Annotated in this window: 20 protein-coding genes; 14 read left to right on the top strand and 6 right to left on the bottom strand. The window is 68.6% G+C overall.

All coding sequences use genetic code 11. The features are described from left to right. Positions 1 to 55: 55 nt before the first annotated feature. Complete coding sequence (locus NLX86_RS10210; RefSeq protein WP_254371300.1) at positions 56 to 748, bottom strand: alpha/beta fold hydrolase; 693 nt, start codon at positions 746 to 748, stop codon at positions 56 to 58. 555 nt (positions 749 to 1303) lie between these two features. On the opposite strand from NLX86_RS10210, the gene NLX86_RS10205 reads away from it, so the two are divergent. From NLX86_RS10205 to NLX86_RS10175, 7 genes are all read left to right on the top strand, one after another. Further along, a complete protein-coding gene (locus NLX86_RS10205) occupies positions 1304 to 2251 on the top strand; it encodes an ABC transporter permease (RefSeq protein WP_254371299.1) in 948 nt (315 codons plus the stop codon). Next, complete coding sequence (locus NLX86_RS10200; protein WP_254371298.1) at positions 2248 to 4176, top strand: dipeptide/oligopeptide/nickel ABC transporter permease/ATP-binding protein; 1929 nt, start codon at positions 2248 to 2250, stop codon at positions 4174 to 4176. Before NLX86_RS10205 ends, NLX86_RS10200 begins: the two co-directional genes overlap by 4 nt. Continuing rightward, positions 4173 to 5258, top strand: coding sequence for an ABC transporter ATP-binding protein (locus NLX86_RS10195; RefSeq protein WP_254371297.1), 1086 nt, complete (start codon positions 4173 to 4175; stop codon positions 5256 to 5258). The genes NLX86_RS10200 and NLX86_RS10195 overlap by 4 nt, the downstream gene beginning before the upstream one ends. Next, positions 5240 to 6817: an ABC transporter substrate-binding protein gene (locus NLX86_RS10190; RefSeq protein ID WP_254371296.1), complete on the top strand. Its 1578-nt coding sequence runs from the start codon at positions 5240 to 5242 to the stop codon at positions 6815 to 6817. Before NLX86_RS10195 ends, NLX86_RS10190 begins: the two co-directional genes overlap by 19 nt. Positions 6818 to 6928: 111 nt before the next feature. Next, positions 6929 to 8410 (top strand): carboxylesterase/lipase family protein, encoded by a 1482-nt coding sequence (locus tag NLX86_RS10185; RefSeq protein WP_254371295.1) that lies wholly within the window; start codon positions 6929 to 6931, stop codon positions 8408 to 8410. 55 nt (positions 8411 to 8465) lie between these two features. Then, a complete protein-coding gene (locus NLX86_RS10180) occupies positions 8466 to 9308 on the top strand; it encodes a tryptophan 2,3-dioxygenase (protein ID WP_254371294.1) in 843 nt (280 codons plus the stop codon). Positions 9309 to 9369: 61 nt separating this feature from the next. Further along, positions 9370 to 9654 carry a glyoxalase/bleomycin resistance/dioxygenase family protein gene (locus NLX86_RS10175; RefSeq protein ID WP_254371293.1) on the top strand — a complete coding sequence of 95 codons (285 nt, stop codon included), beginning with the start codon at positions 9370 to 9372 and terminating at the stop codon, positions 9652 to 9654. 47 nt (positions 9655 to 9701) lie between these two features. On the opposite strand, the gene NLX86_RS10170 is transcribed toward NLX86_RS10175, so the two are convergent. Beyond that, positions 9702 to 10319: a TetR/AcrR family transcriptional regulator gene (locus NLX86_RS10170; protein ID WP_254371292.1), complete on the bottom strand. Its 618-nt coding sequence runs from the start codon at positions 10317 to 10319 to the stop codon at positions 9702 to 9704. A gap of 166 nt (positions 10320 to 10485) precedes the next feature. Here NLX86_RS10170 and NLX86_RS10165 point away from each other — a divergent pair, with 166 nt between their 5' ends. Beyond that, entirely contained in the window at positions 10486 to 11949 is a 1464-nt protein-coding gene (locus tag NLX86_RS10165; protein WP_254371291.1) for an alpha/beta fold hydrolase, read from the top strand. A gap of 130 nt (positions 11950 to 12079) precedes the next feature. On the opposite strand, the gene NLX86_RS10160 is transcribed toward NLX86_RS10165, so the two are convergent. Continuing rightward, positions 12080 to 13705 carry a carboxylesterase/lipase family protein gene (locus tag NLX86_RS10160; RefSeq protein ID WP_254371290.1) on the bottom strand — a complete coding sequence of 542 codons (1626 nt, stop codon included), beginning with the start codon at positions 13703 to 13705 and terminating at the stop codon, positions 12080 to 12082. Between the two features lie 303 nt (positions 13706 to 14008). Here NLX86_RS10160 and NLX86_RS10155 point away from each other — a divergent pair, with 303 nt between their 5' ends. The 5 genes from NLX86_RS10155 to NLX86_RS10135 are packed head-to-tail and all read left to right on the top strand — an operon-like array spanning position 14009 to position 18501. Further along, a complete protein-coding gene (locus NLX86_RS10155; protein WP_254371289.1) occupies positions 14009 to 15184 on the top strand; it encodes an ABC transporter substrate-binding protein in 1176 nt (391 codons plus the stop codon). Between the two features lie 2 nt (positions 15185 to 15186). After that, a complete protein-coding gene (locus tag NLX86_RS10150; protein ID WP_254371288.1) occupies positions 15187 to 16065 on the top strand; it encodes a branched-chain amino acid ABC transporter permease in 879 nt (292 codons plus the stop codon). Then, on the top strand, positions 16062 to 17039 hold the full coding sequence (locus NLX86_RS10145; protein WP_254371287.1) for a branched-chain amino acid ABC transporter permease: 978 nt from the start codon (positions 16062 to 16064) through the stop codon (positions 17037 to 17039). The genes NLX86_RS10150 and NLX86_RS10145 overlap by 4 nt, the downstream gene beginning before the upstream one ends. Then, on the top strand, positions 17036 to 17797 hold the full coding sequence (locus NLX86_RS10140; RefSeq protein ID WP_254371286.1) for an ABC transporter ATP-binding protein: 762 nt from the start codon (positions 17036 to 17038) through the stop codon (positions 17795 to 17797). The genes NLX86_RS10145 and NLX86_RS10140 overlap by 4 nt, the downstream gene beginning before the upstream one ends. Continuing rightward, entirely contained in the window at positions 17794 to 18501 is a 708-nt protein-coding gene (locus tag NLX86_RS10135; protein WP_254371285.1) for an ABC transporter ATP-binding protein, read from the top strand. Before NLX86_RS10140 ends, NLX86_RS10135 begins: the two co-directional genes overlap by 4 nt. A 332-nt stretch (positions 18502 to 18833) precedes the next feature. Here NLX86_RS10135 and NLX86_RS10130 read toward each other — a convergent pair whose 3' ends face one another. The 3 genes from NLX86_RS10130 to NLX86_RS10120 form a co-directional block, all read right to left on the bottom strand. Beyond that, complete coding sequence (locus tag NLX86_RS10130; protein WP_254371284.1) at positions 18834 to 19241, bottom strand: VOC family protein; 408 nt, start codon at positions 19239 to 19241, stop codon at positions 18834 to 18836. A gap of 448 nt (positions 19242 to 19689) precedes the next feature. Continuing rightward, entirely contained in the window at positions 19690 to 20928 is a 1239-nt protein-coding gene (locus NLX86_RS10125) for a glycosyltransferase family 4 protein (protein ID WP_254371283.1), read from the bottom strand. Between the two features lie 38 nt (positions 20929 to 20966). Further along, entirely contained in the window at positions 20967 to 21947 is a 981-nt protein-coding gene (locus NLX86_RS10120; protein ID WP_254371282.1) for an NAD-dependent epimerase/dehydratase family protein, read from the bottom strand. Between the two features lie 307 nt (positions 21948 to 22254). On the opposite strand from NLX86_RS10120, the gene NLX86_RS10115 reads away from it, so the two are divergent. After that, positions 22255 to 22866: a hypothetical protein gene (locus NLX86_RS10115; RefSeq protein WP_254371464.1), complete on the top strand. Its 612-nt coding sequence runs from the start codon at positions 22255 to 22257 to the stop codon at positions 22864 to 22866. Positions 22867 to 23096: the final 230 nt, after the last annotated feature.

Genomic DNA, 23096 nt, shown 5'->3' with positions numbered 1-23096 from the left:
GAGGGGGGCGCCGGGACCGGACCGTTCCCGGGCGGGAACGCCGCAGTCCGTGGCATCAGATCCAGCCCTTCAGAGAGGCCATGAAGGCGTCCAGGTCGTCGCGGTGGATGCAGTGTCCGGTTCCCGCGACGACGGTGACATCGAAGCCCCGCTCGCGCAGCAGCTCGGCTGCCGAGGCGTCGATCGTCAAGCTGGGGTCGGCCAGCTGGACGAGTGAGGGCACCGCCGGCGCCAAGGGCAGGTAGTCCCCGTCGAAGCCTGCGACGCTGCCCAGGAAGGCGCGGTCGAAGAGTGCGAACCCGGCCAGTTCCGCTTCCACGTCCGCTGCGGACCAACGAGGATTCGCGAGCCGCACGCTCTCCGGACTTGCCTCATCGACCATCGCCCGCATGAAGGCGAAAGCCTCGGCGGCGAGGGCGCCCAGGCGGAAACCAGGATCGCAGTACACGGCACGCTTGGGCTTCAGGCGCGCTGCTGCCAGCGAGAGCGACACCCCTCCCAGCGAGTGCCCGATGGCCACGTCGGCTCCGGCCGGCAGATTCTCGACCAGGTCGTCAGCCAGCAGCTCCGGACGGTACTCCCCGCGGTCGCTGCGGCCGTGGCCGCGCAGATCGGGGGCCACCACACGGTAGCCCTGGTCCACCAGCCGGCCCTCCACCGCGTGCCAGGTGCGATGGTCCGACATTCCTCCGTGGATCAGCAGGGCCACCTTGTCGCCCTCGCCGTGCTCGTGAACGTTCAGCTTCATACCCACCCCTGGACGATATGCGTTAACACGTGTAAGCAGTCTCTAGCCGAACGGCGCTCCGGGCAAGAGGGAGGGGTGGATATTTCACGGGTGCGCGGATGTCGCATCGGTTACCCAATGTTTATATATTTCTTCTGGCGGTGGTAAATGTTGCGAGATACCTTCCTCGGAGGTGGAGAAGTCGGCCACCGGTTGTCCTCCCGAACTGCCGAGTGCGGGTGCCGGAGCCGGAGCGTCGCGTGAACCCGAAGCGGCGGCCGGCCGGAGGGGCTTGGCGTAATCCGCCCGGGGCCCGTCGGCTCACTTCCGTGCTTGATCCGGAGCATCGCCTGTTGGACCCGCAGCGTCGCTGCGGTCCCTTCTCATCCGGCGGCGACAAGCCCTCCCTGCGGCGAGGGCCGCACAGCGCGGGCGAAGGCCCGCGAACCGCCTTTCCCTGTGTTCGGCCGGGGAGCCGAACCGTCCGCCGTTGTCCCGCACCTCGCATCGGAACCCTCTAAAGGCCCGATATCCCCTGAATGACCGATCAGTTGCACGACTCCCGATGAGGTGAGCATGGCAATTCTCCGACTAGCGGTAAGGCGGCTGTTGTCGTCGGCCCCCCTGTTGTTCCTGGTCTCCGCCCTGACATTCGTTCTGGTGTCCCTGGTCCCCGGGGATCCGGCCCGCACGATCGTCGGCCAGCACGCCACGGTGGAGCAATACGAGGCGGTGCGCGGCCAGTTGGGCCTGGACGAGCCGTTGCCCGTCCAGTACTGGGACTGGCTGGTGCGCGTCTTCCAAGGCGACCTCGGATCCTCACTCTTCAGCGGGGAGCCGGTGACGTCGGTGCTGAACAACCGGCTTCCGGTGTCACTGTCGCTGATCATCGCGGGCACCGTTGTGTCCGGGATCCTGGGCGTATCGCTGGGGCTGCTCACCGCTCGGCGCGGCGGCATCCTCGTCAAGATCGTGGACGGTCTTTCCCTCGTTGGCCTGGCGGTGCCGGCGTTCTGGTTCGCACTCGTTCTGATCGCGGTCGGATCGGTGCGTCTGCGCTGGTTCCCGGTGACGGGCTACGTGCCGTTCGCCGACGACCCCGCCCAGTGGGGGCGTTCACTGGTGCTGCCCGTCCTGTCCCTGTCGCTGGGCGCCGTGGCCATGATCGCCAAGCAGACCCGCGACTCGGTACTGGACACCTCCGGCCGGGACTTCATCCGGGTGATGCAGGCCAACGGATTCTCGCAGCGCTCGATCCTCTACCGCCACGTGCTGCGGAATGCCGCTCTGCCCGTGGTGACGGTGCTGGGCGTGGTCCTGATCAGCCTGCTGGCCACCGCCGTGTTCGTGGAGACGGTGTTCGCCATGCCCGGGCTCGGCAGCCTGACCCAGCAGGCCACCATCCAGCACGACATCCCCGTCATCCAAGGAGCCGTCTTGTACATCACGGTGCTTGTGGTGCTGGTCAACCTGCTGGTGGACCTCGCCTACGGCCGACTCGACCCCCGGGTGCGTGCGTCATGAGGCGGTCGACACGTGCGGCGGCCGGCAAGGCCGTAACAGGACCGGGCCTGGCGCGACGGGTGCTGCGGCGCCCGGCCGGGGCGGTCTCCGTCGGATGGCTGATGCTGCTGACCCTCGCCACCCTCGGGGCGTCCCTGATCGCCCCCCACGGGCCGCTGGATCAGGATCTCAGCCATGTACTCGGCGGACCTTCGGCGGATCACCTGCTGGGCACCGACAACCTGGGCCGTGACCTGCTGAGCCGACTGCTCTTCGGCGGCCGTTCCACCCTGCTCGCGGTGGGCGAGGCGCTTGCCGTCTACCTGCTCATCGGGGTCACCCTGGGGCTGGCATCAGGATTCCTGGGTGGCTGGGTGGACTGGCTGGTCACGCGCACGGCCGATCTGTTCTTCGCCCTCCCCGGCATCATCATCGTCCTGGTCGTGCTGTCGGTGTTCCCCGGCAACCTGCACGCAGCGATGGTCACCTTCGGCGTGCTCGGCAGCCCAGGCATGATCCGCATTCTGCGCTCGCAAACTCTCGGCATCCGCGAGGAGTTGTACGTCGCCGCGGCCACGGTCGCCGGACTGACACGCGCCCAGATCCTGCGCCGCCACATCCTTCCGCGCATGACCAGCATGGTCATCGTCCAGGGGGCACTGTTCGCCGCGATCGTCGTCATCATCCAGGCGGGGCTGGGGTTCCTGGGCCTGGGGGCGCAGCCCCCCCATCCGTCCTGGGGCGGACTCGTGGCCGACGCCTCGCAGGCCATCGACCGCGCTCCGTGGATGCTCGTCCCCGCCGGTGTCCCCCTGGTCCTCACCGTGATGGCCCTCGCGCAGATGGGCGACGCCATCCGCGACGCGGCCATCGAGCGCTGGTCGGTCTCGAAGATGGCCGGGCCCGCAGCCGCACCCCCGGCGCCCGCAGAGACCGAGCCCTCCAGCACGAAGGAGACGGCCGAACCGGACCCGGGCGCCCTGCTCTCCGTACGGAACCTCTCGATCGAGATCGGCGGCATCCCGGTCGTTCAGGGGGTGAGTTTCGACGTCAGCGCCGGCGAAACACTGGGCGTGGTCGGTGAGTCCGGATGCGGTAAGTCGGTGACCTCGCTCGGCATCCTCGGTCTCGTACCCGGCGGCGGCCGGATCACCGGCGGCCAGGTGCTGTTCGACGGCGTCGATCTGGCGGGCTCGCCCGCCGCCCTTGCCCGGGTGCGCGGGGCCGGCATCGCCTATGTCTCCCAGGAGCCCATGGTCGCTCTCGATCCCACGTTCGCGGTAGGGCGCCAGCTCGCCGAGGCCGTCAGACGGCACCAGCGCTGCGACCGCCGCGCCGCACAGGAGCGGGTGACCGAACTCCTGAGGATGGTGAACATTCCGGACCCGGCCGCGGTCGCCAGGCGCTACCCCCACCAGCTCTCCGGCGGTCTGGCCCAACGGGTCGCCATCGCGCTGGCACTCGCGGGCGACCCCAAGCTGCTCATCGCCGACGAACCGACGACCGCGCTGGACGTGACCGTCCAGGCCGAGATCCTCGCCCTGCTCCGCACGCTCCAGGCAGAGACCGGGATGGCGGTGCTCATCGTCACCCACGACTGGGGGGTGGTCGCCGACCTCTGCCACCGGTCGGTGGTGATGTACGCCGGGCAGATCGTCGAGCAGGCGGAGGTCGAGCAGATGTTCACCCGCCCCTTCCACCCCTACACCGCGGGCCTGCTGGCCGCCAACCCCCACCTGGCGGGCGAAGGCGAACCCCTGCCGACCATCCCCGGCACCGTACCGGCCCCCAGGGACTGGCCGCTGGGCTGCCGGTTCGCCGCCCGCTGCGCCCTGGCCACCGCCGCGTGCACGAACGAACCGGTTGCCCTCACCGAGCCGGCACCGGACCGGCTCACCCGGTGCATCCACTCCCAGCAGCTCCTCGTGGAAGGCACCCGCCCATGACCCAGCCACTCATCCTCGACATACGGGATCTGACGGTCGAGTTCCGCCAGGGCCGCCGCAACCCGCCGCTGCGAGCCGTTGACGGCGTGTCCCTGAGCATCGCGGCGGGGGAGACGGTCGGACTCGTCGGCGAGTCCGGATCGGGCAAGTCCACCATCGGACGTGCCGTCCTCGGCCTCAACCCCGTCCACTCGGGCCACGTCCACTTCGAGGGCACCGACATCACCCGCGCCCGGCCCCGCACCCGGCGGGAACTCAGCGCCCGCCTGCAGGTGGTCTTCCAGGATCCGTACTCCTCCCTCAACCCGGCCCGCACCATCGGACAGACCCTGGCCGAACCGCTGCTGGTCCATCAGAAGACCGACCACCGGCAGACCGGCGCACGCATCACCGAGATGCTGGAGCGGGTCGGCATGCCCGCCGACACCGCCGGCCGCTACCCCGGCCAGTTCTCCGGCGGACAGCGCCAGCGGATCGCCATCGCCCGCGCCCTCATGCTCGAACCGAGCCTCGTCATATGCGACGAGCCCGTCAGCGCACTGGACCTCTCCATCCAGGCCCAGGTGATGAACCTGCTGGCCGAGCTGCAGAGCGAACTCTCCCTCAGCTACCTCTTCATCGCCCACGACCTCCCCGTGGTGCGGCACCTCTCGCACCGCATCGTCGTCCTCTACCGCGGCCAGGTCATGGAGTCCGGACCGGCGGAGACGGTGTACTCCGACCCCGTCCACCCGTACACCCAGGCACTGCTCGAGGCCGTCCCCGAACCTGACCCGCGCGCCCAACGCGCCCGCAGGGCGACCCGGGACGCCGTCCAGTCCACGAGGGCGCCCGCTGCCGCCGGCTGCGTCTTCGCCCACCGCTGTCCGCACGCCGTCGACACGTGTCATCGCGAGCGGCCTCCACTGCTGTCCATCTCGGGAAGAGGTGAGAGCCACTCCGAGGGCGGCCGCGCCGTCGCCTGCCACCGCTCCGCGGAACTCCATCCGCTGAGCGTCACACGAGAAGACCAGCCGCAAGAGGACCAGTCCACGGCCGTGGGCTCCACAGGTAAGGAAGCACCATGTTCAGAAAGCGCATGACCAGTGGGCTGGCGACACTGGTAGTACTCGCCGTTTCCGCCACCGCGTGCAGCGGATCCGGATCCGGATCGTCGTCCGGCGGCAGCGGTGGAGGCGGCGGAGGTGGCGGACAGGGGGGCACCATCACGGCGGTCTCCCTCAGTGCTCCCGCCAGCCTCGACCCGGCCAAGGCCAACGTCGGCTCCGACAACTGGTTCGTCAACCTCACGTACGACACCATCCTGCGACAGGGCAAGGACGGGAAGGCCGGCCCCGGGCTGGCCACGAAGTGGGGATACGTCGGCGCCGACAACAAGGAGTTCGAGTTCACCCTGCGCAGTGGGCTGAAGTTCGCCGACGGCACTCCGCTCGATGCCAAGGCCGTCGCGGCTTCGCTGAACTACAGCCGTAAGAACGGCCTCAACGTCTCCTGGACCTCGGCGATCGATTCCGTCACCGCCACCGGTCCCCTCACTGTGCGGATCCACTGCGCCAGCCCCCATCCCATGCTGCCCATGCTGATGACCCAGATGCTGATGGTCGGATCGGTGATCAGCCCCAAGGGCCTGGCCAGTCCCGCCACGATGGGTACCCAGTCCTTCGGCGCCGGCCCGTACGTACTCGACACCGCACACACCGCCTCGGGCGACCACTACACGTACACCCCCAACCCCCACTACTGGGACAAGAAGAAGATCCACTGGAAGAAGGTGGTCATCAAGGTCGTCGCCAACCCGAACTCCGCGCTCCAGGCGGTCAAGACCGGGCAGGCCGACGTCATGGCCATCACCGCCAACCAGGTCGACACCGCCAAGTCCGGCGGGCTCGAGGTCGTCGGCTCACCCGCCGCGTTCCTGGGTGTCAACCTCGCCGACCGCAAGGGCACGCTGGCCAAGCCCCTCAAGGACGTCCGGGTCCGCCAGGCCCTCAACTACGCCGTGAACCGCGACGCCATCACCAAAGCCGTGGTCCAGAAGTACGGCCACTCCACCAGCCAGATATCCCTTCCGGGCCTGGACAGCTTCGCCGCCGACTCCGACAACCGTTACCCCTACGACCCGGCCAAGGCGAAGAAGCTCCTCGCCGACGCGGGATACCCGAACGGCTTCTCCCTGAAGATGGAGACCCAGGGCTTCTTCGGCATCGACCTCGTCACCCAGGCCGTGGTCCAGCAGTGGAAGCAGATCGGCGTCACCGCGAAGGTCACCACTGACACCAGCATCGGCCAATGGCTCGCCAGCGCCACCTCCAAGAAGTACTCCGCCCTCGGCTTCGGCTACGGGGGAGCGCCGGGCTACGCCATTTCGCTCGACTGGATGCTGCCGCACGCCACCGCCTTCAACCCCTTCGCCACCTCTGACCCCAAGCTCACCCGCATGCTCGCCGCCGCAGCAGCCGCGGACGCGGGCCGTCAGCCCGCGCTCTACCAGGACGTCATGCGCCACGTCGTCGATCAGGCATGGTTCGTCTCGGTGCTGAGGATGGACGGGCTGTACGCCTTCAACAACAAGAAGCTGACCGGATTCACCGCGGCTCCCAACTACCTTCCCGATCTCGCCTGGGCCGTGGAACCCAAGTAGAGGCGCGGCACAACCTGCCGTCCGGGCGGCGGGCCGGCATCAACTCCGGCCCGCCGCCTCGCGCTGCCCCTCCAAGCGGCGTACCCCGCGCCACGACTCGAAAGGCTCCGAGTGATCATTCGTACGGCGTACGGTCCGGTCGAAGGCACCAGCACCACGAGAGGGACCGCCTTCAAAGGCATCCCTTTCGCGGCACCGCCCATCGGATCCCTGCGCTTCCAGCCCCCACAGCCGCCCCAGCCGTGGGCCGAGGTCCGCCCGGCGACGGCGTACGGGCCCGCAGCCCCCCAGCCCCATGACCTCGTCCTTGAGGAGATGTTCGGCCAGCCGCCGTTTCCCACCGACGAAGCATCCTGCCTCACCCTCAACATCTGGACTCCGAGCCCCAACTCCCGCGGCACAGCCTGCCCGGTCATGGTGTGGCTGCACGGCGGCGCATTCCTCACCGGCTCCGGCCGTGACCCGGTCTTCGACGGCAGCCGCCTCGCCCACCGGCACGACGTCATCGTCATCACCCTCAACTACCGCCTGGGCGCACTGGGGTTCCTCCACCTCGGCGAGCTGCTGGGGGAGAGGTACGCGCAGTCGGGGAACCTCGGACTGCTCGACCAGGCTGCCGCCCTGGCGTGGATACGCGACAACATCGAAGCCTTCGGAGGCGACCCCGGGAACGTCACGGTGTTCGGTCAGTCCGCCGGGGCGATGAGCGTCGTCTCGCTGCTGGCGATGCCGGCGGCCGCGGGGCTGTTCCACAAGGCCATCGTGCAGAGCGGAAGCGCCGAGTACGTACACGAGCCCGCCCACGCCACCGCCGTGACCCGTGAACTCCTCGCCGCACTGGATATCGCGGAAGACGCGGCGCACACCCTGCACGACGTCCCGGTCGGACGCCTCCTCCAGGCTCAGCAGGCCGTCGGCGAGGCAATGCGGGCACGCGGCGAAGGCTTGGGGCTCCCGTTCGCCCCCGTCATCGACGGCGTCACCCTGCCCGAGGCACCGCTCGACGCGATCAGGAACGGGTCAGCTGCCGGCATCCCGGTCATCCTCGGAACCAACCTCGAAGAGGGGCGCCTCTTCCTCATCGGTCCCGACGCCCCCGCCATTGACGAAGCATCACTGACCGCTCTCTTCGGCGCCGCCTACGACGAGCCGGACAAGGCGCTGGACGCTTTCCGGGCCCTCGAACCCGACCCCAGCCCACTGGGACTCCTGGCCGCCCTGACAGGCGAGCAGATGTTCAGAGCGCCCACCGCCCGGCTCGCCGAAACCCAGGCCCTCGTCAGCCCCGACCTATGGCTGTATCTCTTCACCTGGCGCTCCAAGGCAGGCAACGGGGAGCTGGGCGCCTGTCACTCCCTGGAACTGCCCTTCGTCTTCGACAACCTCGACCAGCCGGGCATCCGGAAGTTCACCGGCGACGAACCGCCGACGAGCCTGGCCCACAGCATGAGCACCGCCTGGGCGACGTTCGCCCGATTCGGCGACCCCGGCGCCGACTGGGCCCCCTTCGACACCGACAGCCACCGGACCATGATCTTCGACACCGCTTCCATGACGGCCGACGACCCCCTGGGCGCCATACGCGGGTTGTAGAGGCGTTCACATCATTCCTCGGCGCCATCCCGCCACACGGAATTGAGGACTGCACATGACCACACTCGGCGGACGTGAACCCGCCACCGGTGAGCCACACCTGGACTTCCCCGGCCCGAGCACCCCCTACATCGACTACCAGTGCCTCGATGTCCTGTTTTCCCTTCAGCGCCCCCTCTCCGACGCGCCCGCCGAGCCGACGTTCTACATCCTCGGCCAGGTGAAGGAGCTCCTGTTCAAACTGCTCTACGGGGAGCTGTGTGCCGTTCGGGGCCTGCTCGACGGTGACGATGTCGCTCAGGCGGTATGGACGCTGCGTCGCACACGCCGGGTGATCGAGTTGCTCACCAGCACCTGGGATGTTCTGGGCACACTGGCGCCGACGGAGTTCAACGCCTTCCGCGAGCACCTCGGCCAGGCTTCGGGCTTTCAGTCCTACATGTACCGCATGCTCGAGTACGTCCTGGGCAACAAGAACGCCTCCATGGCCCGTCCGCACCGCCGCGTCCCGCACGTGCACGAGGAGGTCCAGGAAGCCCTACAAGCGCCGAGCGTGTACGACGCCGCCCTGCACCTGCTGGCCCGGCGCGGGGCGGACATCCCGGAGGCCGTGCTCGCGCGAGACCTCGCCGAGCCCTATGTGCCGCATGTCGCGGTGGAGCGAGCCTGGGCAGACCTCTACCGGGCCGGCCCGGGCGACGACATGTTCGAACTCGCCGAGGCTCTGATCTCCGTTGCCGAAGGCTTCGGCCGCTGGCGCGCCCTGCATCTGCTCACCGTGGAACGGATCATCGGCAACAAGGCCGGCACCGGGGGAACGGCCGGGGTGGACTGGCTCCGACGTGCGAGCGAGCACCGGTTCTTTCCCGAACTGTGGAGTGCAAGGAGCCTGTTGTGACACGAAACGGGTACACCGGGCTCGGCTGCCGAACCCCGTTCCCGCCCCTGGCCAGGAGCTCATGACCGATCAGAGCGTGATCCGTGTGACTCTGCTGGTGCTGTACTCGCCGCAGCTTGAGGAGTGTCGGCGCTTCTATCGCGGCCTCGGCCTGAGCTTCACCGCCGAACGGCACGGACAGGGCCCCGAGCAGCGGACCGGCGCCCTCCGGCTCGGCCTCGCTGTCAACGAGTCCACCATCACACCCGCACTCGCTCCCGGCCGCCACGTGCTCACGGACCCCGACGGCCGAACCGTCGAGGTAACTGCCTTAAGAACACCCTCATCCGCTCCCCGGCCACGGTGAACTGCGGACACCGCACACCCCAGGCCGCTGAACTGTGTCTTCGTGCCCTACGCCTCATAGGGGCGGCAGCCCGCCGCCGGATCGAGCCCCGCCATACGCCACAGCGCCTCGCGTGCCGCGGGGTCGGCCGCGCCCCGCTCCAGTTCCAGTATCGCCAACTCGATGACCATCGCGGTCAGCAGCCGGGCACTGGTTTCGGGGTGCGGCACGCGGAGGGCCCGGTAGCAGGCCGCGCCGAGGGCCGTCGCCTGGACATTGCGCTCCGCCACAGCCTCCAGGACGGCGGACTCGCTGCGTGCCCCGTGCAGCACGGCCTTGACGCCCTTGGCTTCCAGGCAACCGTCCAGATAGGCCGTGGTTGCCGTACGCATCCATTCCGCGCCTGGCTCCATCTCCTCCACGGCCGCCCCTACCCGAGCGAGCAGTTCTTCGTGGAAGCGGTGGTGCAGGGCGACCAGAAATGCGGCCCGGTCGGTGAAGTGGACGTAGAACGTGCCCTTGGCCACCCCGGCGCGGCGGGTGACGGCGGCGACGGACAGGTCTTTGAGGCCGCGTCCCTGCTCCTCGGCAAGCTGGAAGGCGGCGTCCAGCAGCTGGTGGCGGGTGGGGTGGCGCTCGTCGGCGTGGCTGCCTGGTCCCCGTCGGCGTATGGCGGGCTCGGTCACGGTGCTCCGATCAGTGGTCACCGCACAGCATAGTGACCCGCCACCAAATGACTGACCGGTCGGTCATTTCTATTGTGCGGAGGTTTCCCGGACGTTACAGTCCCGCCAACTACCGGCCGGTAGACGCCTGTCGCCCTTCCCGCCGACCGACCTCTGGAGGTCGTTCATGGCACGTCTGCGCATGGCCTGGACCCTGCCCACCACCCTCTTCGTGCTGCTCACAGCACTGCTGGCGGCGCTGCTCGCCGGCGCGAGTGCGGCACCCGCCGCCGCGGCGACCTATCCGGTTCCGTACAACCCGTCCATCGAGGCCCTCATCAGCGCCACCAGTCAGTGGGACAGCGCGCCTGCCGGGGCGAACATCTCGACCTGCCAGCCGAGCGCCGCACACCCCAGTCCGGTGATCCTGGTGCACGGCACCTATGCCAACCAGAACACCAACTGGGTCACCGCTTCCCCGCTGTTGGCCAACAGCGGCTACTGCGTCTACACGTTCAACTACGGATCCGGCCCGACCCCGGGCCCGGTACACGCCACCCAGCACATCGCGAACAGCATCCCGACCATCAAGGCGAAGATCGACGAGGTGCTCGCCTCCACCGGCGCGGCCAAGGTCGACCTGGTGGCCCACTCGCAAGGCGGACTGCTGGCCCGCGCGTACCTCAAGCAGCACGGCGGAGCCAGAGTCGGCAACCTCGTCGCGATCTCCACACCGCACCACGGCACCGACCTGTCCCTGGGGGAGGATCTCGTGTCCGCCGTCGGTGAGCTTCTTGACCTGTCGCCCGCACCGACACCCTTCGACGCACTCAGCGATCAGGCGCCCGGCTCTGCCTTCCTCACCGACCTCAACGCCGGTGGCGAAACCGTCCCCGGGGTCACCTACACGAACATCGCCTCCGGCAACGACTGGTTCATGGCGCCGAGCGGCAGCACGACCTGGGGCGGCACCGACCCCAATACCGCTTTCATGACCGGCGCATCGGTCACCAACATCCGGATCCAGGATTCCTGCAAGCTGGACTTCAGCGACCATGCGAGCATCCACACGAGCCAGAACGTGCTCAATCATGTCCTCAACGCCCTGGACCCGGCGCACCCGGTCCCGGTCGGCTGCGTGTTCGCCCCGCCACTCGTGACCCTCGGGTGGCCCGACCTCACCGAGTTCGATTTTCCCCACCCCTATCTGGGCCGCGAGAGCAACGGGACGGATGTCTACCGCACCTGGAAGATCCGTTCGTCAGGCAGCCTGAACTACGCGCTGACCGATTCGGTCGGGCTGGCGGGACCCGCGATCGTGCAGTCGTACCAGTCCCTGGACATGGACGACGACTGGGCCATCGCCACCGCCCCCAACGGCTACAGCATGTTCTTCAACCGTGTCACCGGAGACTGCATGGGTGTGAGCGGTGACTCCAAGGCCGACCTGGCGGGGATCGTCGCGCAGGGCTGCGCCGGTACCCCGGGCCAGATGTGGAAGATCGAGACCGCCAACAGCTCCAACAAGGTGCTGCGCAACCTGAACAGCAACAAGTGCGTCCGCGTGCACTGGAACAATCTCTACCTCAACGGCGCCGCACTCGAACAGTTGAGCTGCGACCTCAGCACCCACAACTTCTGGTACGAGTGACCCTCGTCGAACCCGGGAGCCGCACGGGAGGAAGCCCGAAGTGATCGGTCTGGCCCTGCACCGTCCGGCCATGCGGCGCCGGGCGGTGCAGGGCCAGACGGCAACGTCGTTCGCCCGGGTGCCAGGACCGCTATGAGGCGGCCGGATTGTGCAGTCGCCGCCAGTATCCGGCGAGGTCGCCGGCGGCGGTGGTGACGGCGTCCAGGCTCATGGTGGTGCGGGAGTTCCGGTCGTAACGTGCCCAGTTCGGCATCGGGTGGTGGTTGGGGTTGCCGGTGCGGATGAAGGAGATCCAGGACTGGTGCATGGTCGCGGCGAGGCCGTCACGGATTCTTGGGTTGAGTCCCGTCAGGAAGGGCGCGTGCGACCACTTGTCGAAGTTGTTGAACACAAACGGCAGCTCCAGGCAGTGTGCGGCGGCGAGTTGACCGTTGTGCGCAGGCGTGGGGAGGTCGAACTGGTACGCCCAGACCGGGCGCCCGCGGGCCGCTCGCCGCTCGGCGAGGGCCAGGCTGGGTATGCGGAACAGGTCGTCGCTGATCAGGTCCATGAGAACGTCCACCGGACGGGCGCCGGGCCGGGCCTCTTCGTAGGCGGTGTAGGCCTCGGCAGCCCGGTTCCCGAACGTGTCCCGTGCCCTGCCGAGCACCTGGTCCTTGGTCGCTGCGGCGTATGGCTCGCTGAGCCCGAAGGCGAAGTTGGCCTCCTCCCTGGTCCAGCCGATCAGAACATCGACGCCCTCGCCTGAACCGCGCAGCAGCAGGTCTGCGGGGTGACGGTCCAGCGTCACCCCGTCGAGCACCGGCAGGAACGGGGTGGACCAGTATCCCCACCGCGTGGTGCGCCCGAACATCTGCAGGGTGGCGGCGATCAGCCGGGGCCACGGCACGGACCGTAGTTCCGCGACATCCTTGGCACCCAGGATCTCCAGGTACGTGGCCGTGCGCTGCAGCGATTCGGCACGGGTGGGGATCTGCAACCCGAGCGGCGGGCTCTGCAGGATGGCGCGCCGGAACAGCGGACGGCCCTTGGACTGGCCGGCGAGTGCCGCCACCGACAGCGCACCGCCGGACTGACCGGCGACGGTGATGTTGTCCGGGTCTCCACCGAATGCGGCGATGTTGTCTCGTACCCACTGGAGCGCGGCGCGCTGGTCGGTGAGCCAGAAGTTTCCCCCGGCGCCGTCCTCACCGAAGTAGAGGTATCCCAGCGGCCCGAGCCGGTAGTTGATGGTCACTGCCACGAGGTCGCCGTTGCGCGCGAAGGTCTCGCCGGAGTAGTTGGGCATTGAGCCGGATCCTGAGATGAAGCCACCGCCGTGAATCCAGACCATCACCGGGCGCTTGGCCTCGTCGGCGCCCGGAGTCCAGACGTTGAGCGTCAGGCAGTCCTCGTCGAAGGGCGGCGAGCCGTGGTGGCCGAGTACCTGGTCGCCCTGCTCCCGGTAGAGCTGCGGCGCGCTCGGGCCGAAGGCGGTCGCATCCCGCGTTCCGTCCCACCCGGGATGCGGCTGGGCCGGCCGCCACCGAAGGGCACCGACCGGTGGTGCGGCGTAGGGCACGCCCTTGAACACGGCGACACCTCCCTCCACGGCGCCGCGCAGCCGGCCCGCCGGCAGGTCAACAGTGGGCGAGGACAGGGCTGTTCGTGAGCCGGCGTGGGCCGGGCCCGTACCCGGCACGCCGGCGAGGAGCATGCTGCCGGCCAGCACTCCACCGGTCTTGAGGATGTTCCGCCGCAGCGGATCGTGGGTCATGTCGCATCACTCCGTGGGGGATGACGTGCGGTTCGCCAGGCGAACCAACATTGCGGAAAATTGGCGGCAGTCATTTTTGCGCCACACACCTGTCATGAATAGGCCACACTTCCGGTCCCGGGTCAAGGGTCGGGGCGGCACTTCCGGTCCGTCCGGCCGATTGGCCGTGCGGCCTCATTCGGTCCGCCTGGCGGAATGATTGACGGGTAAACAAGCTTTCTCGCGATCCCTTGACGGACGTCATGAATACGCGATAGAACCAGCCATCCCCTCTTGAACCTCCAGAACAGCCAGGGAGCTCCCATGACACGTCGGTTTCGCCCCGTTGGTCTGATCACAGCCACCGCGGGCCTCTTGCTGGCCACGGCGTGCGGCGGGTCCAGCCTCGGGAACGGCAGCGGCAACGAAGACGACGGGCCCGTGAAGATCGGGCTCCTCGTCCCGCAGTCGGGCGTCTTCAAGGCGCTCGGTGACGACATGAAGAACGGCTTCGAGCTGTACGTGAAGCAGCAGGGCGGCCAACTCGGTGGCCGCAAGGTGGAGATCGTGGTCGCGGACGAGGGCGAAACGGCCGACTCCGGCAAGGCGGCGGCGGAGAAGCTCGTCAAGCAGGACCGGGTGCTGGCGGTGAGCGGGGTCGTGAGCTCGGCCACCATCAACGGAGTCAAGGACCTGTTCGAGACCAGCAAGATCCCGCTCGTCGGCTCGAACGCCTCGCCGACGACGCTGACCGGGGCCGAGTACATCTGGCGCACTTCGTACGTCAACGACGAACCGGGCGAGGCCCTGGGCAAGCACGTGGCGACGAAGGCGGACGGCCCGGTCTTCCTGATCGCCGCGGGCTACCAGGCGGGCAAGGACGAGATCGAGGGCTTCAAGTCCACGTTCCTCCCCGCGGGCGGCAAGATCGCCGGAGCGGAGGTCTACACGCCGTTCCCGGGGACCAAGAACTTCCAGCCGTACCTCGCGCAGATCGAGAAGTCCGGCGCGAAGTCGGTCTTCTGCTTCTACGCGGGCGGTGCGGCGGTCGACTTCGTCAAGCAGTACAAGGACTTCGGACTGGCCGGCAAGATCCCGCTCTACGCGCCCGGCTTCCTCACCGAGGGCGGCGTGCTCAAGGGGCAGGGGGACGCGGCCACCGGCATCCTCACCTCGATGAACTACAGCGCCGACCTGGACAACGCCGCCAACAAGGCGTTCGCGCCGGCCTACAAGGCGGCCTACGGGTCGGCCCCGACCACGTACGCGATGGCGTCGTGGGACGCGGCGCAGGTGCTCGACAAGGCAATCAAGGCCGCCGGCGGGAAGGTCACCTCTGAGACCGTCAACGCCGCCATCGGGAAGGTGGGCGACATCGACAGCCCGCGGGGAACCTGGCGGTTCAACAGCGGCGGCACTCCCGCCCAGCCCTGGTATCTGCGTGAGGTCAAGCAGGGGACCAACACCGTCACCGCGGAACTCGGCCGGCTGGGCGGCTGAATATGACCGGATGGTTGGACGGCAACTTCGTCAGCGTCGTCGACGGGGTCGCCTTCGGTCTGCTCCTGTTCACGCTCGCGGTCGGCCTGTCATTGGTCTTCGGCATGATGGACGTGCTCAACCTGGCCCACGGCACGCTCTACCTGGCCGGGGCCTACGTCGCCTACGCACTGTCCGACGGAAGCCTGTGGGGCCTGCTCATCGCGCTGGTGGCCGGTGTTCTGATGGGCACGCTGGGCGGAGCGCTGCTGACGCTGCTCACCCAGCCGCTGGCCCGGCGCGGCCACCTGGACCAGGCCGTGCTGACGCTCGGTATCACGTTCATCGTCGCCGATCTGCTCACTGCGGCCTTCGGCGGCGACGTGCTGCCCACGGACCCGCCGAGTGCGCTCCGCGGGTCGGTCGACCTCCTCGGACACACGTATCCGGTCTACCGGCTGGTGTTCATCGGCATCGCGGTCGCGCTCGCGATCGTCGTGTACCTGGTGTTCGAACGCAGCTCGCTCGGAGCGCTGGTGCGGGCCACGGTCGCCGACCGCGACATGGTCCGTGCGCTCGGCGTCGACACCCGCAAGGTGCTCTACGGAGTCTTCGCGTTCGGCGCCGCCCTGGCGGCCCTCGGCGGCGTCCTCGGGGCACCGATTCTGGGCCCCGGGCCGGGTGTTGACGAAACCGTGCTTGTGCTCTCGCTCGTCGTGGTCGTCGTCGGCGGCCTGGGATCGGTGCGCGGGGCACTCGTCGGAGCGCTTCTCATCGGCCAGGTGCAGACGCTCGGTGTGGCGCTGCTCCCGGAGTACGCTCCGTTCCTCCTCTTCGGCACCATGCTGGCCGTGCTCGTCGTACGGCCGCACGGCCTGGTCACGTCGGCGGTGCGCGCATGAGCACGCACGTATGGGCCGGATCCGTCGCGCGGCGGCTGTCGGTGGCTGCCGTTCTCGTCGGGCTGACGCTGGCCCCGTTCGTCCTCGGCCCCTACGCCGTCGGCACTCTGTCGCGGATCCTGGTGTTCGCCCTCCTCGCCATGAGCGTGAACCTGCTCACCGGGCTGACCGGACTGCCGACGCTCGGCCAGTCGGCCTATTTCGGCGTCGGCGCCTATACGGCGGCGATCGTGGCGACGAAAGTGACCAACGTCGGGGTCCTTCAGCTCGTCATTGCCGCGGGCGTCTCGGCGCTGGTGGCAGTGCCCACCGGGTGGCTCGCCGTCCGGGCCCGTGGCGTCGTGTTCCTGATGCTGACGCTGGCCATCGGCGAGATCGCATACAGCGCCGCGGTCAACTGGAAGTCGCTGACCAACGGCACCGACGGAATGTCCGGCATCCCGCCCGTCGTGCCGTTGCCCGGGATGCCCGCGCTGGAGCTCGACGGACTGGTCTACTTCTATGTACTGGCCGTGTTCCTGGTGCTCTTCGCGGTGATCGCCCATCTGACCGCCACGCCGTTCGCACTCGCGCTGCGCGGCATCCGTGACAACGAGAAGCGCATGCAGGCGATCGGCTACCCGACCCAGAGGTACGCCCTGACCGTCTACTGCGGGGCCGGGGCGCTGGCCGGTGCCGCCGGGGCACTGTGGGTTTCGGTGCAGCGGTTCGTCTCGCCCGGGGACGCCGGATTCGAGATCGCCGCGCTGGCGTTGCTGGCCGTCATCATCGGCGGGACCGGCTCGATGTGGGGTGCCTGTGCCGGCGCCGCGCTCGTCTGGCTCACCCGCGACTATCTCGGCAACCTCGAGGCCGTCGCCGGCCGCGGACCGCTGCTGCTCGGACTGCTCTTCGTCATCGCCGTCTACACGCTGCCCCGCGGACTCGCCGGCGTACGGCTACCGCCAAGACTGACCCGAAAGAGGACGGCGTGACAGGTCCCGAACTACTCAAACTATGCGAGGTGTCCCGGGACTTCGGGTCCTTCAAGGCTGTGGAGGCCGTCAACCTCGCCGTGCAGGCCGGCTCGCGGCACGCCGTCATCGGCCCGAACGGCGCCGGCAAGTCGACATTGTTCGGTCTGGTCTCCGGAACCCTGCCGACGACCGCCGGAGCCATACTCCTCGACGGAAAGGACGTGACCCGGCTGCCCGTGAACCGCCGGGTCGGGCTCGGTATCGCCACAACATTTCAGCACTCCAGCCTCTTCATGCGCGAGACCGCGCTGGAGAACGTCCTGCTCGCCGCGCTGCGGCGGGCCGGGTCCGGGCTCGGCGGCTGGCGCCCGGTGCGCGCGCGGCGGACCGCGATAGCCCAGGCGCACGGGTTGCTGGACCAGGTGGGCCTGCCGGCCCGGCACGACGTGCCGGCGGCAGCGCTCTCGCACGGCGAGCGGCGGCAGCTCGAGGTCGCCGTCGTGCTGGCCACCGAACCGCGGCTGCTGTTGCTCGACGAGCCCGCCGCGGGCATGTCTCCGGCCGAGACGGCGCGACTCACCGAACTCCTCGCCGCGTTGCCCGGCGAGGTGACCGTTCTGCTCATCGAGCACGATCTCGACATGGTCTTCGAGCTCGCGGACACGGTGACGGTCATGCACCTCGGCAGACACCTGATGACCGGCTCCCCGGATGAGGTACGGGCATCCACCGAGGTTCAGTCCGCCTATCTGGGCACTATGGAGGTCTCGTCGTGAAGCCGTTCCTCAGCGTCTGCGAGCTGCGCTCCGGTTACGCCGGCGGTGTCGTCCTGAACGGTGTCGATCTCGACCTCGACGCGGGCGGCGTCGTCGCCGTCCTCGGCCGCAACGGGGTCGGCAAGACAACCCTCATCTCGACCATCATGGGATTCGTCCGGCCGTACGAGGGCAGCGTCACGCTCGACGGCCGGGAGATCGCCGGAGCCCGGGTCGATGTGATCGCCCGGGCCGGGGTGGGCATCGTTCCGCAGGGGCGCCGGGTGTTCGCGCCGCTCACTGTGGCGGAGCATCTGGCGATCGCCGCCGGGCGCCGGGCGCAGGGGCCGTGGACCCGGGCGCGCGTCCTCGAACTGCTGCCGCGGCTGGGAGAGCGGCTCGGGCACCGCGGCGACCAGCTCTCCGGCGGGGAGCAGCAGATGCTCGCGATCGCCCGCGCCCTGCTGGGCAATCCGCGCCTCCTGCTCCTCGACGAGCCGTCCGACGGTCTTGCCCCCGCCGTCGTCGCCCAGGTGGGTGAGGTGGTCCGCGAGGTGTGCGCGGAGGGCATGTCGGTAGTCCTCGTCGAGCAGAACCTGCGGCTGGCCTTCTCCGTCGCCCAGGACGTGGCCGTCATGCAGAAGGGCCGCATCGTCCACCGGACAAGCTGCGCGGAATTCCAGTCTCGCCCTGATGACCGGCGCCGGCTGCTCGGCGTCGACTGAACCGTCACGCCCGACGAGCCGGCCTGCTGGTTCGGCGTGGACCGCTCCTCTGTCACCCGCGCGATCGCTGAGGTGCGGCCATGCCGGCCGCGCGGCTCACCATCGCTCCACGCCGTCGTCTGCGGACCCTTGCGCCGATGTCATGGACCGCCTCGGCGCATGCTGCGAAGCCGCGGGCTGCGAGCAGGGGCCTGACCTGGCGGACGGCCACCGCCGCGTTCCTCGGCGCGTGCGGACTCACGGCCGACTCCCAGCGTGGCGCGAGTTCTTCAGCAACTCGCCGAAGTGTTGCCCGCTCCGACCCCGACTATTCCTCCCGAGGTCGTAAGCCGTCAATGCAGCTGTGCCACAACGATGACATTGCCGTACAGGTCCGCGAAGTGCAGCGACCAACTGCCGGTATCCTTGCGTTCGTTCCATACGCGCACACCGTGTTCACGAAGGTGCTTGCTTACCGGCTCCAGATCATTGGTGTACAGGACGAGCAGGGGTTGGCCACCGCACTGCTGCCCCACCAGCTCACGCTCCCGATCGGTCGTGGCGGTCATTAGCCACAGGCCGACCCCTTCCGGGCCGGACACCCCGATATGCAAGTAGCGATACCCGTCCGGCGTCTGGTCGTGCAGGACGGAGAAGCCGAGAATGTCGCGATAGAAGGCCAAGGCTGCGTCAGGATCGTGAACAAGCACCACCACTCGACCTAGTGCCGAGAACAGGCTCTTATCAACACGCGGAGTCATGAATAGCAGCCTAGGCCAAATACCGCTGTTTTAGGTTGGCTTTCTGGCGTCTACTGCTCTGATCTCCGGCTTTCTTCCACCTGTTTCGGCTGGAACTGTCCTTGTGACGCACCACGGGGAGAGAGGCAGACCAATGGACAGTCGCCCGAGGTGACTGCCCATTGGTCTGAGCGATGCGGTGGTCGATCGGCCACCGCCACCGCGCTCACCGCCGGGGTGCGAAGCGTGCGGTAGGCCGTGCCCAGGCACGGGGCGACGAGGTCAGTGGGCGCGGCCGTCATCAGACGCCTTGTCTTCCGGAAAAGCGCTGGTCATTGGTGTGAAACGTGCGCTGTGGCGCGGTTTCCGTCACGTCTTGCCGCAGCGCCGACCATACGGTCCTACCGGGCGTCCTCCCGCGGCGCGACCGCCCAGCTGGTCGGTGTGCCGCACGGCGCCGGCGGTGAGTTCAACGGCGATCAGCGTCACCTGCCGGGCAGTCTCCGGTTCGACGGATCCCTCTTCTCGCGCCATTCAGGATGTCCTCGAACCGCGAGGCGCAGCGCTCCAGGGCGAACTCCCGTTCGGCCAGGGCCCGGCTTTCCTTGCCCAGCGACTCGGCACGGGCCGGGTCGGCCAGGAGCTCGTGGATCCAGGTGGCCGCGCCGGTCAGGGAGGACTCCTCCGGGGGGAACACCGCCGACCCGGCCTGCTGGAGCAGCTTCGAAGCCAGGTTCTCCGCCGGCATCAGCCCCAGCACCGGACGCCCCGCGCACAGATAGGACAGCGTCTTGGACGGGACCGAGAACTCCCCGGCATCCGCCTCCAGGAGTACGACGAGCACGTCGCCCGTGCCCAGCACCTCGGGGAGGCGCTCGTAGGGCTGGAAGGGCAGCAGGGTCAGCTCGATGCCGCGGGCGGCAGCTGCCATCCTCAGGACCGGTACGGCCGGGCCGTCGTTGACGACGACGAGGCGGACCTGCTCGCCCTGCTCACGCAGCCGCTCTACGAGCTGCACCAACAGCACAGGGTTGTGCTTGAGGCCGAGGGTGCCGGAGTACAGCACGGTCTTGAGGCCGGTGAGGCCGTGCCCGGCCGACCACGCGTTGGCGCGGGCCACGGGGACGATCTCGTCCAGCGGCGCCCAGTTGGGAACCACGGTGACCTTGTCGGCGGTGCCCCACTCTTTGTGGACCCGCACGAAGGAGTCGGCGATGACCACGACCGCCGAGGCGCGTCGCGCCGACCACTTCTCGCCCTGCTCGAAGACCTTGGCGGCGATGCCCATCGACTTCGAGATGCCGGCGGCTGCGAAACTCCGGAGCGCGACGGCGGTCACGTCCTGATGCCACAGTACCCACGGGATGCGCAGCAGCTTCAGCACGAACGCGACCACAACCAGGATCGGGATCGGCAGGTTGGCGAACATCGCCACGTCGGGCTTCTCGCGTCGTACCTGGCGGGCCAGTTCCAGACCCAGCCGGGTTTCCTGGAAGAGCCGGTAGAAGTAGGCCTCCTTCCTCACCACGGTGCTGTCGCCGATGGTGACGAAACGGAGGCCGGCGGCAACATCTCCGGCAAGGTTTCCCTTGCCGGAGATGTAGGCGGCGCAGGTGGAGTGCACGACTACGTGACCGCGGCGCGCCAGCTCACGGCTCAGCTGAGCCTGGAACGGGTGGCCGCTGTAGTCGTGGACGAGGATCCTCATCAGCTGCCTCTACTGTCCTTGAGAGCCGGTTGGGGGCATCAGCGGCGGGCGCGCTTCACCTGGTCGTACACCCAGGGGTAGGTCTTCTCCAGGCCGTCGGCCAGTGCGATGGACGGCTGCCAGCCGTAGATCTCCTGGATCAGGGTGTTGTCGGAGTTGCGGCCGCGCACTCCCTGCGGGGCGTCGAGCTGGTAGGTGCGCTCGCAGCGGATGCCGGCGATCTCCTCGACGATGTCGACCAGTTGGTTGATGGTGACCAGCTCGGAGGAGCCGAGGTTGACCGGGATGCTGCTGTCGCCCTTCGCGATCATCTGGCTGCCATGGAGGCAGTCGTCGACGTACATGAACGAACGGGTCTGCCGGCCGTCGCCCCAGATATCGATCTTGTGCTCACCGGAGACGACCGCCTCGGCGATCTTGCGGCACACCGCGGCCGGGGCCTTCTCGCGGCCACCGGTCCAGGTGCCCTCGGGGCCGTACACGTTGTGGTAGCGGGCGACGCGGGAGGTGAACCCGAAGTCCTCCTCGAAGTGGCGGCACATGCGCTCGGAGAAGAGCTTCTCCCAGCCGTAGCCGTCCTCGGGCTGGGCTGGGTAGGCGTCCTCCTCCTTCAGGGCGGTGACGTTCGGGTCGGTCTGCTTGCCGGCGGCGTACACGCAGGCCGAGGAGGAGTAGAAGTAGCGGTCCACGCCGGCCTCGTGCGCGGCCTTGAGCATGTGGGTGCTGGTCAGCGCCGTCATCATGCAGGCGGCCTTGTTGTTCTCGATGAAGCCCATGCCGCCCATGTCGGCGGCCAGCATGTACACCTGGCCGGCGTTGCGGACGCCCGCGCGGGCGTTCTCCAGGAGCGACAGGTCGGCGACGACGTTCTCGGCGGCGCCGTGGACCTGGTACCACTCGTGCTGAGGCTTGATGTCGATGGAACGGACGGTCAGGCCCTGGGACAGGAGGTCGGCCACGAGGTGACCACCGATGAATCCACCGCCTCCGGCAACAACGACGTCCACCTGCTTGCTCATGGCAACTCCTCTGGAACCCCGGGGATCTGGTGTGCGGTCGACCGCTCCCAGGCCGTGCCGGCTGCCGGTGACGCGGGACCGTTCCGGTAGGTTACGGGTGACTTGTCGCAATTAATGCGATATGCCACGCGTGGAAATGTTCCAAATCTTGGTAGTTGCACCGTTCGGGCGGATTGTTCTCGGGTGTGGCGTCGGCGAGGAGGCGCAGGGGTACAGCCGTGGAGATCTCCCGGCTCCGCGCGCCGCACCGCCGTGTCCCGGCCCGGATCACCCCTCGGGGGACGATCACACAAAGGACAGACATCCGATGAAACGCAAGTCCCTGCTTTCGTTCGGCCGCGTCACCGCTACGACCGCGGCTGCCGTCGCCCTCACCGTGATGGCCGTCGGACCTGCGGCGGCCAATCCGTCGACAGCGACCCGTCAGGGGTCCCAGGTCCGGTGGACCGCGTTCAGCGGCGAGATGAACAACCTCTTGGTCGACGACTTCCTTGGTCTGGTGCGCGTCAGCGACCCCGGCATCATCGCCGGGCCCGGCTGCACCACCCTTGCCCCACAGGCCAGCGTGACCTGCGGGACGATCGCCAGTACGAGCAGGCTCAGCCTCACCGGTGGCAACCTGAACGACACGATCGACATCCAGGACTCGCTGACCATCCCCGCGGACATCGTCGGCGGTCCAGGCGCGGACGACATCGACGCCGCGAACGGAAGCGACAGGATCACCGACTCCGACGGCTGGCCGGCCCTGCCCGGATCGCCCAACGTCAGCGCCGAGGGCGGAGACGACACCGTGATGGTCCGTAACGGCGGCTTCGACCGGGTGATTTGCGGTTCCGGTTTCGACACGGTTATCGCCGACCCGGTGAGCAGGGACGTTGTCGACCCCGTGTCCTGCGAGCGGGTCATCCGCTACTGACGTCCCGCCACGCAAGGAACGAGCCCCGACCCGCGCCCGCGACCTGCGGCGCGGGTCGGCCGCTGCGCGGGGGCTGGTCCCCCGGGTATGGGGCGACGCTGCCACGCTGGTGCCGTCGTCCGGCCCGTGCGGACAGACCGCCCACACCTCGAACTGTCCGAGGAGGGCCTCCACCCGCTGCTGTACGGGCCTCTACCTGACGACGAGTCAGGAGCCCGCCGGGATCCCCA

It is taken from the genome of Streptomyces sp. A3M-1-3 (assembly GCF_024213665.1).
Classification (GTDB): Bacteria; Actinomycetota; Actinomycetes; order Streptomycetales; family Streptomycetaceae; genus Streptomyces.
This window is presented reverse-complemented; position numbering and strand designations above follow the sequence as displayed.

What these genes read in the sequence shown, in the direction of transcription:
- NLX86_RS10150 (WP_254371288.1), top strand. Translation starts at nt 15,187, where the DNA reads ATGACCGGATGGTTGGACGGCAACTTCGTCAGCGTCGTCGACGGGGTC.
- NLX86_RS10210 (WP_254371300.1), bottom strand. Translation starts at nt 748, where the DNA reads ATGAAGCTGAACGTTCACGAGCACGGCGAGGGCGACAAGGTGGCCCTG.
- NLX86_RS10160 (WP_254371290.1), bottom strand. Translation starts at nt 13,705, where the DNA reads ATGACCCACGATCCGCTGCGGCGGAACATCCTCAAGACCGGTGGAGTG.
- NLX86_RS10195 (WP_254371297.1), top strand. Translation starts at nt 4,173, where the DNA reads ATGACCCAGCCACTCATCCTCGACATACGGGATCTGACGGTCGAGTTC.
- NLX86_RS10175 (WP_254371293.1), top strand. Translation starts at nt 9,370, where the DNA reads ATGACCGATCAGAGCGTGATCCGTGTGACTCTGCTGGTGCTGTACTCG.
- NLX86_RS10145 (WP_254371287.1), top strand. Translation starts at nt 16,062, where the DNA reads ATGAGCACGCACGTATGGGCCGGATCCGTCGCGCGGCGGCTGTCGGTG.
- NLX86_RS10125 (WP_254371283.1), bottom strand. Translation starts at nt 20,928, where the DNA reads ATGAGGATCCTCGTCCACGACTACAGCGGCCACCCGTTCCAGGCTCAG.
- NLX86_RS10155 (WP_254371289.1), top strand. Translation starts at nt 14,009, where the DNA reads ATGACACGTCGGTTTCGCCCCGTTGGTCTGATCACAGCCACCGCGGGC.
- NLX86_RS10190 (WP_254371296.1), top strand. Translation starts at nt 5,240, where the DNA reads ATGTTCAGAAAGCGCATGACCAGTGGGCTGGCGACACTGGTAGTACTC.
- NLX86_RS10130 (WP_254371284.1), bottom strand. Translation starts at nt 19,241, where the DNA reads ATGACTCCGCGTGTTGATAAGAGCCTGTTCTCGGCACTAGGTCGAGTG.
- NLX86_RS10205 (WP_254371299.1), top strand. Translation starts at nt 1,304, where the DNA reads ATGGCAATTCTCCGACTAGCGGTAAGGCGGCTGTTGTCGTCGGCCCCC.
- NLX86_RS10200 (WP_254371298.1), top strand. Translation starts at nt 2,248, where the DNA reads ATGAGGCGGTCGACACGTGCGGCGGCCGGCAAGGCCGTAACAGGACCG.
- NLX86_RS10180 (WP_254371294.1), top strand. Translation starts at nt 8,466, where the DNA reads ATGACCACACTCGGCGGACGTGAACCCGCCACCGGTGAGCCACACCTG.
- NLX86_RS10165 (WP_254371291.1), top strand. Translation starts at nt 10,486, where the DNA reads ATGGCACGTCTGCGCATGGCCTGGACCCTGCCCACCACCCTCTTCGTG.
- NLX86_RS10115 (WP_254371464.1), top strand. Translation starts at nt 22,255, where the DNA reads ATGAAACGCAAGTCCCTGCTTTCGTTCGGCCGCGTCACCGCTACGACC.
- NLX86_RS10120 (WP_254371282.1), bottom strand. Translation starts at nt 21,947, where the DNA reads ATGAGCAAGCAGGTGGACGTCGTTGTTGCCGGAGGCGGTGGATTCATC.